Here is a 15,172-nt window from a genome sequence, read left to right on the forward strand (position 1 = left end):
TTACTCGTTCATTTCCATCAGACGGAATGTGAAGCCAAACGCTGCAAGAGGAAACGCCTTGGCAGGATCGGTGAGCGCTGGAACTGACACCTTGGGCGAGGCAGCAAAAACCGAAATCTGATCCTGACCATAAATGGACGGGGCGATGGATTTCAGCTTGAGACCAAGCTCCTGATAAATCTTCGCACGTTCTGCTTCGTCGGTTGTTTCACGGCCCTTGTCGAGCAATGCGTCAACCTCCGGGTCCTTCAGATGTTCTGGCGACATCCATGTGCCGGCAGCGGTTGAGTGATACATGCTGTAAAGCAGCGTATCAGGGTCTCCGGTCATTGTGTTGACGAAGACCTGGCTGATTTCAGGTGTGTTTTCTGCTTTCGTCACCTGTTCGGAAAACAGCGCCCATGGCATTTTTTTGACGTTTGCCTTGATGCCCAGTTGGCTGAAGTTGGCCTGCATCAGCAATGCAAAACGCTCTTCCAACGGCACCTCACCAATCCAGGAGATATCCATCTTGATGTCTTCTGGCTTGTATTTGCACTTGGCCAGATGTTCTTTGGCCTTGTCCAGATCCTGCGCCAGTGTCTGGTCTGCAGGCAAGGCACCCATCATGCCGACCGGAATAGGACCGGTGGCAGCACTGCCCTGCGAGATCGTGTCATTGACGGCCACGATTTTGACGGCGGCGTTGTAATCAAAGGCGTAGGATACCGCGAGGCGGCATTCCACGTCGTCGAATGGGGCCTTGGTGGTGTTCATCTTGACGTAGAAGCCGGATGTACCGCGCTCGGTTAGCAGTTGAGCGCCGCTGGCCGCTAGAGATTTCAGGACTTCCGGTGGCAACCACTGCGAGGAAATTTCATGCTGGCCCTGCGAAATCAGGGTTCTGACGGTTGCCGCCTCCAGACCGTAGCGCAGACGTACCGTGTCTGGGGCTTTGGGCGGCACGCCAAGGAAATAACCGGCATTTTTAGCCATCACGGTTTCTTCCTGCGGATTGTGTGAAACGACTTTGTAAGCGCCGCTGCCTGCTGCATGACCGGAGAGGTAAGCCTGTCCCCAGTCCTTCATGTCGCCTTCGCCGTCACCCAGATTTTCGAGAACAAGTTTCTTGTCGACGATTGGCAGGCGGGTCAGTGCCGAGATGAAGGGGGCGTCCTGTTCGGCGAGCGTAAATTTCACAGTGGTTGCGTCAATCGCCTCAACCTTTTCAACCTTGGTGAACAGGTAGGAAAGGCCAGCACCCAGTGCCTTCATGCGCTCTAGCGAGAACACGACATCGTCTGCCGTCAACGGATAGCCGCTCTGGAATTTGATGTCGTCGCGCAGTTTGAACGTATATGCCGTTCCGTCAATTTCCCAGCCGGTCGCGAGGTAGGGATCGTATCCAGGTTGTCCCTGTTTGGGGATGACCAGCGCATCATAAACATTGAACATCAGGATGGAGTCGGCATAATCGGACGCCTTGGCCGGATCCAGCTCACCCACGGGCGATTCATCCAGCCTTAGAACGGTCTCTGCCTGTGCGTATCCGTAGAGCGATGCGGTAGCAATCAATGCTGCTGATAATAACTTGAAACTGTTTTTCATTTCCTGTTCCCTTTTTTTGTTATGGGCTTTTTGGACTTCATGGGAGGCGTCTTGGAGCCAATGACCGGCTGCTTGGGCGCGCTGCGTCGGCTGGCCGCGCGCGTCACAACAAGGCTGTCGCCGTTGGTGTTGGTATGGTCGTCACCAAAAACATCCATGGTGCAGGTGTGGAAAACCGTCGTTGTTCCCGTGGTGTGGTTCCAGGTGGCGTGGACCCGTGTCGACGGAAAGTGGGCGGAATCGCCTGCTTCCAAAATCATGCGCTCGCCATCAATCTCGATGGTGAGGGCACCTTCCAGCACGAAGAATATCTCTTCCCCCTCATGCGACATCGGCTCGCTTCGATATCCCGGCGGCTCGTGAATGAGGGTGCTGCGCAAAACATTGCCGGGGAAGGCTGCCGACAGGCGCTCATAGGTGACGGCACGACCAGCTTCGCCCCCAAGGCCGTAGGCCTCACGGCTTTCCCGCCGGGTAACCGAGGAGCTGGGTTTCTGCGAGTTGAAAAATGAACCTGCGTCGACTTTCAGCACGCGACATACAGCGACCAGTGAGGTGAGGGAGGGAACTGTAATTCCGCGTTCGATCTGGGAAATGAAACCGACCGAGAATCCTGCCTTATCAGCAACTTCCTGCAGGGTCAGGCCTTGCTCCTTACGGCAAAGGCGCAACCGTTCTCCCAAAGGCTGAATGTCGGCTGCGCTATGCGCAGGGCCGCTTACAGGATTCATTTTTAGTTCCACTCTTTTTTAGTATTACTACAATCAAAGGATTGGAGTGGGTTTTTGTCAAGCATTTTTTAGTCATGCTAAAATTTCAATCTAAAATTGATTTATCGAGTAATGAAAAGCCACTGCCTCAGATGATCCCGACGCTATGAAACAAACCGGTGGATGTGGGTACAGTATTTTTAGTCCACCTATTCATATCTAAAGCATCTGATTCGCTTGGCTTTTATGATGTGCATCTACCAGGCAGAATGCTCTGAATGTTTATGGTTGTCAGTCGATTATCGGCATCACGTGCTGCGGGTGAACTGTTCAAATCTCAATTTCCCAAAGGTCGCTCTCTCAATGGAGTACAACTTATGATGTGTTGTCTGAGTGATGCCGCGTCGGCGTTTAGATATGTGATGGCAGTGGCGGTTTGGTTTTTCTCAGGGTGAAGAGCAATACAGCAGCAAGGCTCGCGGCAACGAGATTGCAGCTCATACCCCAAACGAAGGCAGTGGCGTATAAGCCTTGCTGTTCACTTGGAGCCACGCCGCTCGAAAGCACCGAGCCAAAAAGAATGCCGGTGACTGCAACGCCGAGTGCTGCTCCTGCCTGCTGAAGCGTTGAAATCATGCCCGAGGCCATGCCAGCCTGTCGTTCACTCACAAAACCAAGCACGAGGTTAAGCAGTGGCGTCATGATCATTGCCTGAGTCCCTCCGATAAGGATTAGGACGGGAATAAGATGTGCGATGACCAATCCTGCCCCCGCCACCCACACCTGCATGATCATTGCGGCAAATGACAGGGTGTAAACCAAGGCGCCGACTGCAATTGACAGCGCGCCGAACCGTGCGAACAGGCGTGGTGCGATGATCGACATGACGACGAAGGCAATTGAACAAGGCACAAAAATGCTGCCAGCCTCAAGCGGGTTGAGGCCGAAACCGGTTTGAGCAAGCAAGGCAAAACATAAAAAGAATGACGAGGACGTGGAGTAGATCAACAAAACAAGCACGCCGCCTTTTGCAAAGCGTGCTTGGCGCATGAGTGTCATGTCCACCAAGGGGGCGTGTCCCGACAGTCTTCGTTTTTCCTCATAGTGATAGAACACCAAAAGCAGGGTGATTGCGCAAAGCAGCGAGACACTACTCCAGATTTGCCAGCCATGTGTGGGCATTTCAAGGAGCGGTATCAGCAGTGCTGTCAGACCGAGGCTCACCAAGGCCACGCCCGGCCAGTCCATTTCCGGACGCTGTTGTGAACAGGTCTCCGGGATGTGAAGAGCAGCGAATATGGCAAATATCCCAACAGGCACGTTGATCAGAAAGATTGTTCGCCAGCCGAGATCGAAGACGTTGGCTTCCACCAGCAAGCCGCCAAGGATCTGCCCGGCAATTGCTGCTAGGCCAAGCGTCATCCCAAGCAGGCCAAAGGCTTTGCGTCCAGCATCTCCTGGGAAGTTGATACGGATCGATGCGTAAACTTGCGGGAATAATAGTGCTGCTGCCAACCCCTGGAATACACGCGCGGCAATCAGTATTTCCACGCCTGGCGCGATCCCGCAAAGCAGTGATGCGGTTGTAAATCCAGCCATTCCAGTGATGAATAACCGACGCCGACCGTAGAGATCACCAAGCCGGCCGCCGGTGATGAGCAATACACCAAATGCCAACTCGTAACCTGCAATGATGTAGCCAAGTTCTGACAGGCTTGCACCCAAGCTGGACTGCATAGACGGAATTGCGACATTCACGACGAATAGGTCAAAGATCGTTACAAACCCTGCGAGAAGCAACACAAAAAGCCCGAGCCAAGGCAGAGGCGCTGTGGGATTTCTTCCGGTTTCCGGTTGGTGCGAAACGTGTCTTGTCCTTGTTTCGCTCGTGCAGATTTCAGTGCTCATCTTGCGTCCCTTTGTTGTGACGCGGTAGATGTGGCTCGAATGTGAAGCTGTTACAATTTAACTTATTATACTATTACAGCCAGCAATAGGTTGATCATGAGAATTCTCGACAGAACCAGGCCCGATCTTGCCGAATTTCTGCGCGCGCGCCGTGAGCGGCTGGCGCCTGGAGATGTCGGATTGCCGAGAGCAAAACGTCGGCGCACGCCGGGTTTGCGGCGCGAGGAAGTTGCCGCACTCGCTGGCGTCGGTCTTACTTGGTATACATGGTTGGAGCAGGGGAGAGAGATTGGCGTCTCTTCTGACTTTCTGGATAATCTTGCGCGAGTACTCAAACTCGATGCCACGGAGCGTCGGCATTTGTTTCTGCTGGCGCATGCGCGTCCACCAGCGGAGCCAGGCATTACCTTTTGTTCGGTGCCACGATTGGCTGCGAGGCTGGTTTCAGATCTTGCACCTCACGCCGCCTACATCATCAATCTACGATGGGACGTATTGACGTATAATGGCCCTGCCGATCATCTTTTTGGCTTCGGCAAACATGAACCGACGCGACGCAACCTTCTCTGGATGCTGTTCACCGATCCGGTTTTACGGAACACGTTTGCGCAATGGGAAAAGGACGCCCCTGCGGTTCTGGAAAGCTTCCGCCGTGATTATGCAGGCTCGCGTGACGAGGTCGGCATGCGTCACCTGATCGATGAGTTGGAACATGTATCGCCAGAGTTTAAGGCCATGTGGCGTCAACAGGACGTACTTGCCCCCTGTACGGGTGTTCGCACGCTTGCGGTCGATGGGACATTACTGAACTTTGAATATACGTCGCTGCTAGTCGATGGTGGGCAGCATCTGCGGCTCATTGTGTATGCCTTGACTGCGCCAGTGTCTTTCTGAACCACGGTCCGTTTTCAGGTGCCGGAAAAAACAGCCCCGGCCAAAAACGCCGGAGCCGTTCAATAGGCTAAATCTACACTTTAGATCACGCCGTGCGCCCGCATGGCTTCTGCCACGCGAATAAAGCCGGCGATGTTGGCGCCAAGCACGTAATTGTCTTTCGCGCCATATTCTTCAGCTGTTTCTGCACAGCGGTCATGAATGCCCTGCATGATTTGGCCAAGACGCTCGCGGGCAGTCTCGAAGCTCCAGCTGTCACGGCTGGCGTTCTGCTGCATTTCCAGTGCCGAGGTGGCAACGCCGCCAGCATTAGCCGCTTTGCCCGGTCCGAAAAGAATGCCTGCCTCCTGAAACGCGCGAACTGCATCCGGCGTCGACGGCATGTTGGCGCCTTCCGCGACGGCAATCACACCGTTGGCAATCAGGGTCTTTGCATCGCGACCGGATAATTCGTTTTGCGTGGCGCAAGGTAGCGCAACGTCACAAGGCACGTCCCAGATCGAGCCGCTACCGGATGCAATGAAATGGACGCCCTTGGACTTGACGCGGGCATATTCAGACATGCGTTCACGGCGTACTTCCTTGATCTCCTTGACGAGGTCAAGATCGATGCCTTCTTCGTCAATGATGTAGCCGCTGCTGTCAGAGCAAGCGACGACGGTTGCACCATAGCTGATAGCCTGTTCCATGGCATAAATCGCCACATTGCCTGAACCGGAAACGGTAACCTTCTTGCCTTCGAAGTCGGTGCCTTTTCTTTCGAGCATAGCGCGTGTGAAATAGACGGCGCCGTAGCCGGTCGCTTCCTTGCGCACCAGAGAGCCGCCATAGCTCAGGCCCTTGCCGGTGAAGACGCCTGCCTCAAAGCGGTTGGTCAGGCGCTTGTACTGGCCAAACATCCAGCCGATTTCGCGGCCGCTGACACCAATATCGCCAGCAGGTACATCGGTGTGTTCGCCGAGATGACGATAAAGTTCGGTCATGAAGGATTGGCAAAAGCGCATGATTTCGCCTTCGGAACGACCCTTTGGATCAAAGTCCGAACCGCCTTTGCCGCCGCCGATCGGCAAGCCGGTCAAGGCGTTCTTGAAGATCTGTTCGAAGCCAAGGAACTTGATGATGCCGAGATTGACGGAAGGGTGGAAACGGAGGCCGCCCTTATAAGGACCGAGTGCCGAATTGAACTGCACGCGGAAGCCACGGTTGATCTGTACCTGACCCTTGTCATCAACCCATGGCACGCGGAAAATGATCTGACGTTCCGGTTCGCAGATGCGCTCGATCAGGGCATCGGCGAGGTAACCGGGATGTTTGGAGACGACGAGGCCGAGGCTTTCCAGTACTTCGCGGGTGGCCTGATGGAACTCCGGCTCCGCAGGATTGCGCTGCAGGACCTGTGCTAGAATGGGTTCAAGTTTCTCGTCGACGGTCGCCATGGCGACACTCCTTTCATCATCAATAAGAAGGCATGAGGGCCGCCGGTTTTCAATCGGCAAACCCACTGGGACAGTGCTCTCGCAAGGCGCCGGATGCATCGCCCGTCATCCGTGCCTGGTGGCTAGCGGCGGGAGTTAGTGCAGATCGGCTCAGATGCACGACGTTGTGCATCTGACGGTGTTTTGAACTGAATGCAGGCAAATTGCCGCTGTTGTGGGCAAAATGGAGGGGTGGCGCCAAAATGAGTCTGAGTCCAAAAGCGGCAAATGATCAATTGATAGGCTTATCGATTTAATTTTTGCGCCTTACAAGGACGGAAGTCCTCATTTCGGTACTCGCGTTAGATTTGAGTTGTGCCTTGTCCGCAATCAGCGGGTTGTAGCTAAAAGCTTGCGTCCAGCCGGTAGCCTTACCGGTGCTCCTATTAATCTCACGATGCAAATATTCTGGCGGCATCCGCTCAAAAGGTCTTTCAGTAATTGTTGATGTAAAAATGTACGAACAAGTACGTATGTGGTTGCAAAACAGATGCCAGCGGCACTATACCGCAGTCTCGGGAAGAAATTCCCTTCGCTGTCGTGCGCGGGAGGGCATGGTGGTAATATAAGAAAGTCCTTGCAGAGGGCGCTCCCTGAATTGCTGGTCATCTGGACCGGCCAAGATGTCGGCGCCCGTTCGAAAGCAGTGTGGTGACCGTAATTGAATGTGATCTCCGCTTCTGCTTCCGTCGCTGTGGGCTTTGACTGTCGACTCTGTCGAATCCACAATTGGAGCTAGAGATAAATGAAAGCCTCTAAAGGCATCCTGTCCCCGATAGCCAGGTTATGGCTATTCGTGCTTGGCGCCGTTCTCATTCTCGCCGGTCTGTTCTTTGCCGCTGCTGGCGGCAAGCTGGTGTCGCTGGGCGGTAGCTGGTACTTTCTGATTTCCGGCATTGCCATCGTCGTTGCCGGTTTGCTCGTCATGATGCGCAAGCCCGCTGGCGCACTTCTTTTCTGCCTGGTTACAGCGGCTACGGTTGTCTGGGCGTTGCTGGATGCCGGCCTTGAATTCTGGCCGCTGATCTCGCGTTTGCTGGCCTTTGGTGTCGGTGCGACTGTGGTCGTGCTCAGCCTGCCGTTGTTGCGCAAGGCTTCCGGAAAGACACCGGCCTATCTGCCGTCTTTTGCCATCGCAGCGCTTCTGGCGGTTGTCTCAGGAGCCGGATTTGCTGGCATGTTCGTGCCGCATCCGACCGTTGCCTTTAACGGTACCGTTGTGCCTTTGACGCCAGTTGATCCGGCCAAGGAGCAGAAGAACTGGGAGGCCTACGGCAACACGACCGGTGGCTCGCGCTTTGCAGCGCTTGACCAGATTACTCGCGATAACGTCAAGGATTTGACCGTTGCCTGGACCTACCAGACCGGTGATACGCCCATCAGCCCCGGTGGCGGTGGTGCGGAAGACCAGTTGACACCGTTGCAGGTTGGTGACCGCGTCTTCTTGTGCACACCGCATAACAACGTCATCGCTATCGATGCGGACACGGGCAAGGAAATCTGGAAAAACGAGATCAATGCCAAGTCGTCCGTGTGGATGCGCTGCCGTGGTCTTGCCTATTTCGATGCGACCCGTCCGCTTGAGCAGCCAACCGTTGATGGCTCGACGCCGGTCACAGCAGCCACAGTTCCGGAAGGTGCTCTTTGCCAGCGCCGCCTGCTGATGAACTCCATCAATGCCGAGCTTTTTGCAATTGATGCCGACACCGGCGCATTTTGCCCTGATTTTGGCACCAACGGCCGCGTCGATCTGAAGATTGGTATGGGCGATGCCCCTGATCCGCAATATGTGCTGACATCAGCGCCGACGCTTGCTGGTACCACTGTTGTTGTCGGCGGTCGTATTGCCGACAACGTTCAGGTCGATATGCCGGGCGGCGTCATGCGCGGTTTCGATGTGATCACTGGCGAATTGCGTTGGGCATTTGACCCGGGCAATCCTAAAATCACCAAGCTACCTCCAGAAGGTCAGACCTATACACGTTCGACACCGAATGTTTGGGCCGCAATGTCCTATGATGCAGCATCGAACACTGTATTTTTGCCGGTTGGTAGCCCATCAGTTGACCTCTACGGTGCGACGCGTACGGACCTTGACCACAAATACGGTGCGTCGATGCTGGCGCTGGACGCCACCACAGGTCGCGAGAAGTGGGTCTATCAGACCGTTCATAACGATCTCTGGGACTTTGACGTGCCAATGCAGCCGTCATTCTTCGACTTCAAGAAGGCTGATGGATCGACTGTTCCGGCCCTGACCTTCGGGACCAAGGCTGGCCAGATCTGGGTGCTCGATCGTGCGAACGGTCAACCTCTGACTGATGTCGCCGACGTGCCGGTCAAACCAGGTAAAATCCCGAACGAACCTTATGCTCCGACACAAAAATTGTCGGTTGGCATGCCGCAGATCGGTGCGCAGACGTTGACGGAAAGCGACATGTGGGGTGCGACGCCGTTTGATCAGCTGTTGTGCCGCATTGCCTTCAAGGGCATGCGTTATGATGGTGTCTACACCGTTCCGGGAACAGATCTGGCGCTGAATTTCCCAGGCTCGCTTGGTGGCATGAATTGGGGCGGTTTCTCCACCGATCCGACGACAAACACCATATTTGTCAACGACATGCGCCTTGGTCTGTGGATTCAGATGAAGGAAGCCGCACCAAGCACTGCCGTCAACAGCGGTTCGGAAGCGACCAATACCGTCATGGGCCTCGTGCCGATGCGCGGTACACCTTACGCGGTCGACAAGAACCGTTTCCTGTCGGCGCTCGGTATTCCGTGCCAGGCCCCTCCCTATGGTTCGCTGACTGCCATCGACATGGACAGTCAGAAGATCAAGTGGCAGGTGCCGCTCGGTACGGTTGAAGATACCGGCCCTATGGGTATCAAGATGGGTCTTCCAATCCCGATCGGTATGCCGACCATTGGTGGCTCGCTGGCCACGCAGGGCGGTCTGGTATTCTTTGCCGCCACCCAGGACTACTATCTGCGCGCATTTGACAGTGCGACAGGCAAGGAAATCTGGAAGGCCCGTATGCCGGTTGGAAGCCAGGGTACGCCGATGACCTACAAGTCGCCGAAGACTGGCAAGCAGTACATTGTCATCTCGGCCGGTGGTGCACGTCAGTCGCCTGATCGCGGCGACTATGTGATCGCCTACGCGCTGCCAAACTAAGCCGTCAGGTACATTTCCTGGAAAAAGAAATGCCCGGCCATGCGCCGGGCATTTTTATGGAGCAGCCCACTGGCTGCCGGAACAGTCCGTGGTGACATAGGCCAATACGGAATCGACCACCATCTGTCTGTGCCGCTGGTAGATATCGGGTACGGAGAGGTCGCACTGGAAGAGTGTGCCGAATGTATGTTTGTTGGTAACGCGGAAAAAACACTGTGAACTGATCAACATGTGCAGATCAAGCGGTTCGATATCGCGGCGAAACACACCGGTTTCCCGGCCTCGGCTGATGATATCTTCCAATGTTTTAAGCACGGGCGGGCCCGCATCCCCGATCGCCTTCGATTGCTTCAGATGCATGGCTTGGTGGATATTTTCATTCATTACCAGACGCACAAAACCGGGGTTGGCCTCATCGTGGTCGAATGTGTGTTCAATCAATTTTTTCAGGGCTTCAACAGGAGAGAGTGCCGCAAGGTTCAATTGTCTCTCAAATGTCCGGGCCTGAATGTAGGCCTTCTCCAAAACCGCAAGATAAAGGCCGGTTTTGCCACCGAAGTAATAATAGATCATCCGCTTGGATGTCTTGGTGCGCTCGGCTATCGCATCAACCCGTCCGCCGGCCAGTCCCAGAGCGGCAAATTCTTCCGTGGCCGCTGCCAGAATGTCTTCCTTGGTTTTGTCGGGATCATTCTTTCGCGTCTCGCGCTTTGGACTTCGCATCTGAGTTCAGCTTTCTTCGCATCTAAACAGGAACATCCGCTGGTAGGTCCATTTGGTATAAAATGCGAGTGGAAATAAGGCCAGTCGATCGCGGCTGGGTTGCTTGTGGTCATCTCGGCATCCTCTGTATCGCCGGTAAATCCTATATGACATTTCCTGGTTCTGTCCTTTTCAGGACTGCCGGATGTGTCTGTCTGGTGGCTGAGTGCAGCTGTGAATTGCATGGTCCCAAAGCCTTCAATTCCCTGAGCAGCAGTGAATGTTAGCAATCCCGATGGGCTTTATATTTTGGTTTGTCCCGATCGCTGACTTCGATGTGAAAAACCGCAATTCCAATCATTAATTTATTAAACTAACCATTGACGAGTGATAGGCGTTCGCCTAGTGATACCGCTGAGATCGGGAGCTCTCGTTTGTTTTAGGAGGACATCATGACCACGATTCTGAAGCCGACCCGCCGCCGCTTTGTACAGCTGACAGGTGCCGTTCTGGCATCCAGCGCGCTGTCAGCACCTGCTATAGCGCAGGAGAAACAGCTGACGATCATTTCCAACCGCGGCAACGCCGGTCAGCGCAAAGCGCTTGAAACGATTGCAGCTGAATTTGGCAAGGCTGTCGGTGCAAATGTCACCGTCAATAACATGGATCACGAGGCGCATAAGACCGCGATCCGCAACTATCTCGTGGCAAGCCCGCCGGATATCTGCTTCTGGTTCTCCGGCAGCCGTATGCGTGGTTTTGTGCAAAAGGGGTTGTTCGAGGACGTTTCCGATCTCGTAGCCAAGGAAAATTATGCGGATGTGCTGGGCGGTACGCTCGGTTCCGTTACTGTTGATGGCAAACAATATGGTTTGCCGACCGGCGGTATCCTCTGGGGTCTGTTCTACCGCCAGGATACGTTTGACCAGCACGGTCTGACCGTTCCAAAGACATTCGATGACTTCTTTACCTTGGCTGAACAGTCCAAGAAGGCTGGCATTATTCCCATGAGCATGGGCACCAAGGATCAGTGGCCTTGCGGCGGGTGGTTCGACCACATGAACCTGCGTATCAATGGTCTTGAGCATCACATGGATCTGATGAACGGCAAGGTGAAATACACCGATGCATCGCTCAAGGATGTTTTCGACAAGTGGGAAGCGTTGATCAAGGCTGATTTCTTCACGCCAAACGGTTCGTCCTACGAGTGGGATCCTGCCGCGGCCAGCCTGGTGCAGAAAAAGTCCGCGATGATGGATCTCGGCAACTTTATCAAATATGCGTTCCCGGCCGAAGATCTGCAGCATGTGCGTTTTGCGCCTTTCCCGACGATCAATCCGGGCATGGACCAGTTCGAGGACTTCTCGGTGGATTCGATCCACATGCCGTCGGGTTCGAAGAACAAGGAACTGGCACGTGAATTCCTGGCTTACTTCTACAAGCCGGAAAACCTGAGTGCTTACCTTGCGCCGGAAGGCAATGTGCCTGCCCGCAGCGACTGCACGATCGGTGACGATCCGATCCTGAAAATGGCAGTCGCTGAGCTGAAAAACGTCAAGGGCACTTCGCAGTATTACGACCGCGACAGCGATCCTGATCTTGCGCAGGCCGGCCTCAAGGGCTTCCAGGAGTTCATGGCAAAGCCTGAGCGTCGCGAGCAAATCCTGACGCAGATCGAGCGTACTCGCCAGCGCATCCACGGCTGATCGCCGCTTCGTTTCAAAAGGAGGTGGGCTTGTTCCACCTCCGATCATTTCCATAGGATATGCCCATGTCTCTTTGGTGGCGCAGCCATCGTAACTGGCTGACACCCGCGCTGTTGCTTGCGCCGGGCCTGATACTTTTCCTCGTTGTCATCATTGCCTCGTCGCTTGAGACGTTCCGTATCTCGTTTTACGACTGGGACGGCATGGGCCCGAAGACATGGGTTGGTCTTGGCAACTACCGTGAACTGTTCGACGATCCGCAGTTCTATGTATCGCTGAAGAACAACACGATCTGGCTGATCACGTTCCTGCTGGCGCCGCCCGCCGGTCTGGCGATCGCGCTTCTGGTCAATCAGAAAATTGCTGGCATGCGATTTATCAAATCGCTGTTCTTCATGCCGCTGGTGCTGGCAACCGTCACGGTTGGTGTGATTTTCGGATGGTTCTACGATCCGACCTTCGGTCTGCTGGCCATCATCTACCACGCATTCGGTGCGGAGGCGCCAGCGCTTCTTTCCGATGAAAACCTTGTGACCTTCGCTGTTGTTGGCGCTGCCCTGTGGCCACAGATCGCCTTTTGTATGGTGCTGTTTCTGGCCGGTCTCAACAATCTCGATGAGGAGTTGATCGGTGCTGGCCGTGTTGATGGCGCGAAAGGCTGGCAGATGCTGCGCCATATCGTTCTGCCGCAGCTCAGCCAAGTTGCCTTTATCGCCGTTGCCATCACCGTTGTCGGTGCCCTGCGGTCGTTCGATGCGATCTCGGTGATGACCGCCGGTGGTCCGTTCGGTTCCTCCATGGTGCTAGCGTACCAGATGTATGATCAGTCGATCTTCTCGTACCGTTTCGGTTATGGGGCTGCGATTGCCACCATCCTGTTCCTCATCATGTCCATATTCATTGCCTGGTATCTGCGCGGGCTGATCAAATCCGAAAAGAGGAGCTGATCCGATGTATCCTCGTCCCATACCCGAGAACAAAAAACTTGCCCGCTTTGGATATATGGCTGGCGTTTCGCTGGTGCTTGTCCTGTGGCTGTTGCCATTGTTTGCCGTCATCATGACGTCCTTCCGGTCGTTTGATGACGTAATGGCCGGAAACTACTGGGGCTGGCCCAGCAAGTTCAATCTCGTCGAGAACTATGTCGCGGTCTTCGAACAGACCAAGATGACCCGCTATTTCATGAACAGCCTGATCATTACGGTGCCCTCGGTCATCATGGTTCTGGTGTTCTCGACGCTGACCGGTTTTGTGCTGTCGCGCTATCGTTTTCGGGGTTCGATGGTGATCTTTGCGATCTTTGTCGGCGGTAATTTCCTGCCGCAGCAGATCATGATGATTCCGATCCGCGACCTGATGGTTTCGATCGGCCTCTACGATACCTTCTATGCGCTGATCCTGTTCCACGTTGCCTTCCAGACCGGCTTTGCCACACTGTTCATGCGCAACTTCATTGCCGCCTTACCGGACGAACTGTTCCAGGCGGCACGTGCCGAGGGTGCGTCACCCTGGCAGACACTGATCCACATTGTCGTGCCCCTTGTCCGCCCTGCGCTCGCAGCACTTGCCATTCTCGCCTTCACCTTCATCTGGAATGATTATTTCTGGGCGCTGGTGCTGACTCAGAGTGATGTCGTCAAACCGGTTACTGCCGGTCTCTCCAACCTCAAGGGTGAATGGGTTTCTGCCTGGAACATTGTTTCGGCCGCCACGATCTTCGTCGCGATCCCGCCGGTCGTCATGTTCTTCCTGATGCAGAAGCACTTCATTTCGGGCCTCACCATGGGAGCGGTCAAAGGATGACTGTTGCCGCCCAGAACCCGACGCCCACCAACCAGACGAACAATAAGGACAAGATCGGCATGAAAAGCGTCGAACTTACCAATGTCGAAAAGCACTATAGTGGTTTCCACGCGCTGAAGGACATCAACCTTACGATTGAAAAGGGCGAGTTTATCGTGATGGTCGGTCCATCCGGCTGCGGTAAGTCCACGCTACTCAAGACCATTGCCGGTCTCGAAACCGTTACCTCTGGCACGTTGACGATCAATGGTCGTGATGTGACCAAGGAAGAGCCGGGCGATCGTGGCATAGCCATGGTATTTCAGTCCTACGCGCTTTATCCGCACATGACGGTTGGCGAAAACATGGGCTTTGGCCTGAAAATGGCAAAACGGCCAAAGGCCGAGATTGATGCCGCCGTAAAGCGCGCTGCCGAAATCCTGCGTATTACCGAACAGCTCGATAAGCGGCCAAAGCAGCTGTCCGGCGGCCAGCGCCAGCGCGTAGCGATCGGACGGGCTATTACGCGTTCTCCGGAGGTATTCCTGTTTGACGAACCGCTGTCCAATCTGGATGCGGCACTGCGCACGCAGATGCGCGTGGAACTGTCGACGCTGCATGCCGAGCTTGGCTCAACGATGATTTACGTCACCCACGATCAGGTCGAGGCGATGACGATGGCCAGTCGGATCGTGGTGCTGAATAAGGGGGCAATCGAACAGGTTGGTTCGCCGCTTGAGCTCTATGCCAACCCGATCAACCATTTTGTCGCCGGCTTCCTCGGTGCGCCGCGCATGAATTTCTTTGAAGGTCGTGTCGTGACCGTTTCGGGCAACCGCGTCAGCGTCACTGTCGAGGGACTACCGGAATTGCAATTTGCCGATATCGCCGACGTGAAACTTTCTGTCGGCGACAAGGTCATGGTTGGCGTGCGTCCGGAACGGTTTAAAACCGGAGAGCAGACCGGTGACGCCAGTTTCGAGGCGAAAATCCGCCTGATCGAACATCTTGGCCGCGAGACAATCCTTCACGTTGACGGCGGTCCTGTGGTCACCACCGGCTCCGACACCGGCACCCAGAACATTACTGTTCAATTGGGTGATGTCGTTGCCTTTTCCAACGGTCAGTCGGTGAAGGTCAGCTTCGACCTCTCGGACGCTTACCTCTTCGGGCCTGACGGCAAAACGATCACTCCTGCGAAAGCCGCCACCCGCACTTAATTTAATTTGGAGT

At 54.8% G+C, this 15,172-nt stretch carries 11 protein-coding genes; 6 read left to right on the top strand and 5 right to left on the bottom strand.

The annotated features are described in order from the left end of the window. From HGO37_RS18095 to HGO37_RS18105, 3 genes are all read right to left on the bottom strand, one after another. On the bottom strand, positions 1-1,587 hold the full coding sequence (locus tag HGO37_RS18095; RefSeq protein WP_250984535.1) for an ABC transporter substrate-binding protein: 1,587 nt from the start codon (positions 1,585-1,587) through the stop codon (positions 1-3). Then, positions 1,584-2,318: a helix-turn-helix domain-containing protein gene (locus tag HGO37_RS18100; protein WP_192489700.1), complete on the bottom strand. Its 735-nt coding sequence runs from the start codon at positions 2,316-2,318 to the stop codon at positions 1,584-1,586. Before HGO37_RS18100 ends, HGO37_RS18095 begins: the two co-directional genes overlap by 4 nt. 390 nt (positions 2,319-2,708) lie before the next feature. After that, the gene (locus HGO37_RS18105; RefSeq protein ID WP_250984536.1) at positions 2,709-4,205 is read right to left on the bottom strand and encodes an MFS transporter; all 1,497 of its coding nucleotides are present in this window, start codon (positions 4,203-4,205) and stop codon (positions 2,709-2,711) included. Between the two features lie 96 nt (positions 4,206-4,301). Between HGO37_RS18105 and HGO37_RS18110 the strand changes: the two genes are divergently transcribed. Continuing rightward, positions 4,302-5,099 (top strand): helix-turn-helix transcriptional regulator, encoded by a 798-nt coding sequence (locus HGO37_RS18110; RefSeq protein WP_250984537.1) that lies wholly within the window; start codon positions 4,302-4,304, stop codon positions 5,097-5,099. Between the two features lie 80 nt (positions 5,100-5,179). Here HGO37_RS18110 and gdhA read toward each other — a convergent pair whose 3' ends face one another. Next, positions 5,180-6,535: an NADP-specific glutamate dehydrogenase gene (gene gdhA / locus HGO37_RS18115; protein ID WP_250984538.1), complete on the bottom strand. Its 1,356-nt coding sequence runs from the start codon at positions 6,533-6,535 to the stop codon at positions 5,180-5,182. Positions 6,536-7,319: 784 nt separating this feature from the next. On the opposite strand from gdhA, the gene HGO37_RS18120 reads away from it, so the two are divergent. Next, positions 7,320-9,749, top strand: a complete 2,430-nt coding sequence (locus HGO37_RS18120) for a glucose/quinate/shikimate family membrane-bound PQQ-dependent dehydrogenase (protein WP_250984539.1) — start codon at positions 7,320-7,322, stop codon at positions 9,747-9,749. Positions 9,750-9,803: 54 nt separating this feature from the next. Here the strand turns inward: HGO37_RS18120 and HGO37_RS18125 are convergent, their stop codons facing one another. Next, on the bottom strand, positions 9,804-10,472 hold the full coding sequence (locus HGO37_RS18125) for a TetR/AcrR family transcriptional regulator (RefSeq protein ID WP_250984540.1): 669 nt from the start codon (positions 10,470-10,472) through the stop codon (positions 9,804-9,806). A gap of 431 nt (positions 10,473-10,903) precedes the next feature. On the opposite strand from HGO37_RS18125, the gene HGO37_RS18130 reads away from it, so the two are divergent. The 4 genes from HGO37_RS18130 (at position 10,904) to HGO37_RS18145 (ending at position 15,159) form a co-directional block, all read left to right on the top strand. Further along, positions 10,904-12,157, top strand: a complete 1,254-nt coding sequence (locus HGO37_RS18130) for an ABC transporter substrate-binding protein (protein ID WP_250984541.1) — start codon at positions 10,904-10,906, stop codon at positions 12,155-12,157. 65 nt (positions 12,158-12,222) lie between these two features. Further along, positions 12,223-13,104, top strand: a complete 882-nt coding sequence (locus HGO37_RS18135; protein WP_192489695.1) for a carbohydrate ABC transporter permease — start codon at positions 12,223-12,225, stop codon at positions 13,102-13,104. A gap of 4 nt (positions 13,105-13,108) precedes the next feature. Next, positions 13,109-13,960: a carbohydrate ABC transporter permease gene (locus tag HGO37_RS18140; protein WP_250984542.1), complete on the top strand. Its 852-nt coding sequence runs from the start codon at positions 13,109-13,111 to the stop codon at positions 13,958-13,960. A 59-nt stretch (positions 13,961-14,019) separates the two neighbouring features. Then, positions 14,020-15,159: an ABC transporter ATP-binding protein gene (locus tag HGO37_RS18145; RefSeq protein ID WP_250984617.1), complete on the top strand. Its 1,140-nt coding sequence runs from the start codon at positions 14,020-14,022 to the stop codon at positions 15,157-15,159. The last annotated feature ends 13 nt before the right edge of the window (positions 15,160-15,172 follow it).

The sequence above is a fragment of the Rhizobium sp. CG4 genome (assembly GCF_023701965.1).
Classification (GTDB): domain Bacteria; phylum Pseudomonadota; class Alphaproteobacteria; order Rhizobiales; family Rhizobiaceae; genus Agrobacterium.

Coding starts and splice junctions, on each gene's coding strand:
- gdhA (WP_250984538.1), bottom strand. CDS start 6,535: ATGGCGACCGTCGACGAGAAACTTGAACCCATTCTAGCACAGGTCCTG.
- HGO37_RS18130 (WP_250984541.1), top strand. CDS start 10,904: ATGACCACGATTCTGAAGCCGACCCGCCGCCGCTTTGTACAGCTGACA.
- HGO37_RS18120 (WP_250984539.1), top strand. CDS start 7,320: ATGAAAGCCTCTAAAGGCATCCTGTCCCCGATAGCCAGGTTATGGCTA.
- HGO37_RS18145 (WP_250984617.1), top strand. CDS start 14,020: ATGAAAAGCGTCGAACTTACCAATGTCGAAAAGCACTATAGTGGTTTC.
- HGO37_RS18095 (WP_250984535.1), bottom strand. CDS start 1,587: ATGAAAAACAGTTTCAAGTTATTATCAGCAGCATTGATTGCTACCGCA.
- HGO37_RS18100 (WP_192489700.1), bottom strand. CDS start 2,318: ATGAATCCTGTAAGCGGCCCTGCGCATAGCGCAGCCGACATTCAGCCT.
- HGO37_RS18135 (WP_192489695.1), top strand. CDS start 12,223: ATGTCTCTTTGGTGGCGCAGCCATCGTAACTGGCTGACACCCGCGCTG.
- HGO37_RS18110 (WP_250984537.1), top strand. CDS start 4,302: ATGAGAATTCTCGACAGAACCAGGCCCGATCTTGCCGAATTTCTGCGC.
- HGO37_RS18125 (WP_250984540.1), bottom strand. CDS start 10,472: ATGCGAAGTCCAAAGCGCGAGACGCGAAAGAATGATCCCGACAAAACC.
- HGO37_RS18140 (WP_250984542.1), top strand. CDS start 13,109: ATGTATCCTCGTCCCATACCCGAGAACAAAAAACTTGCCCGCTTTGGA.
- HGO37_RS18105 (WP_250984536.1), bottom strand. CDS start 4,205: ATGAGCACTGAAATCTGCACGAGCGAAACAAGGACAAGACACGTTTCG.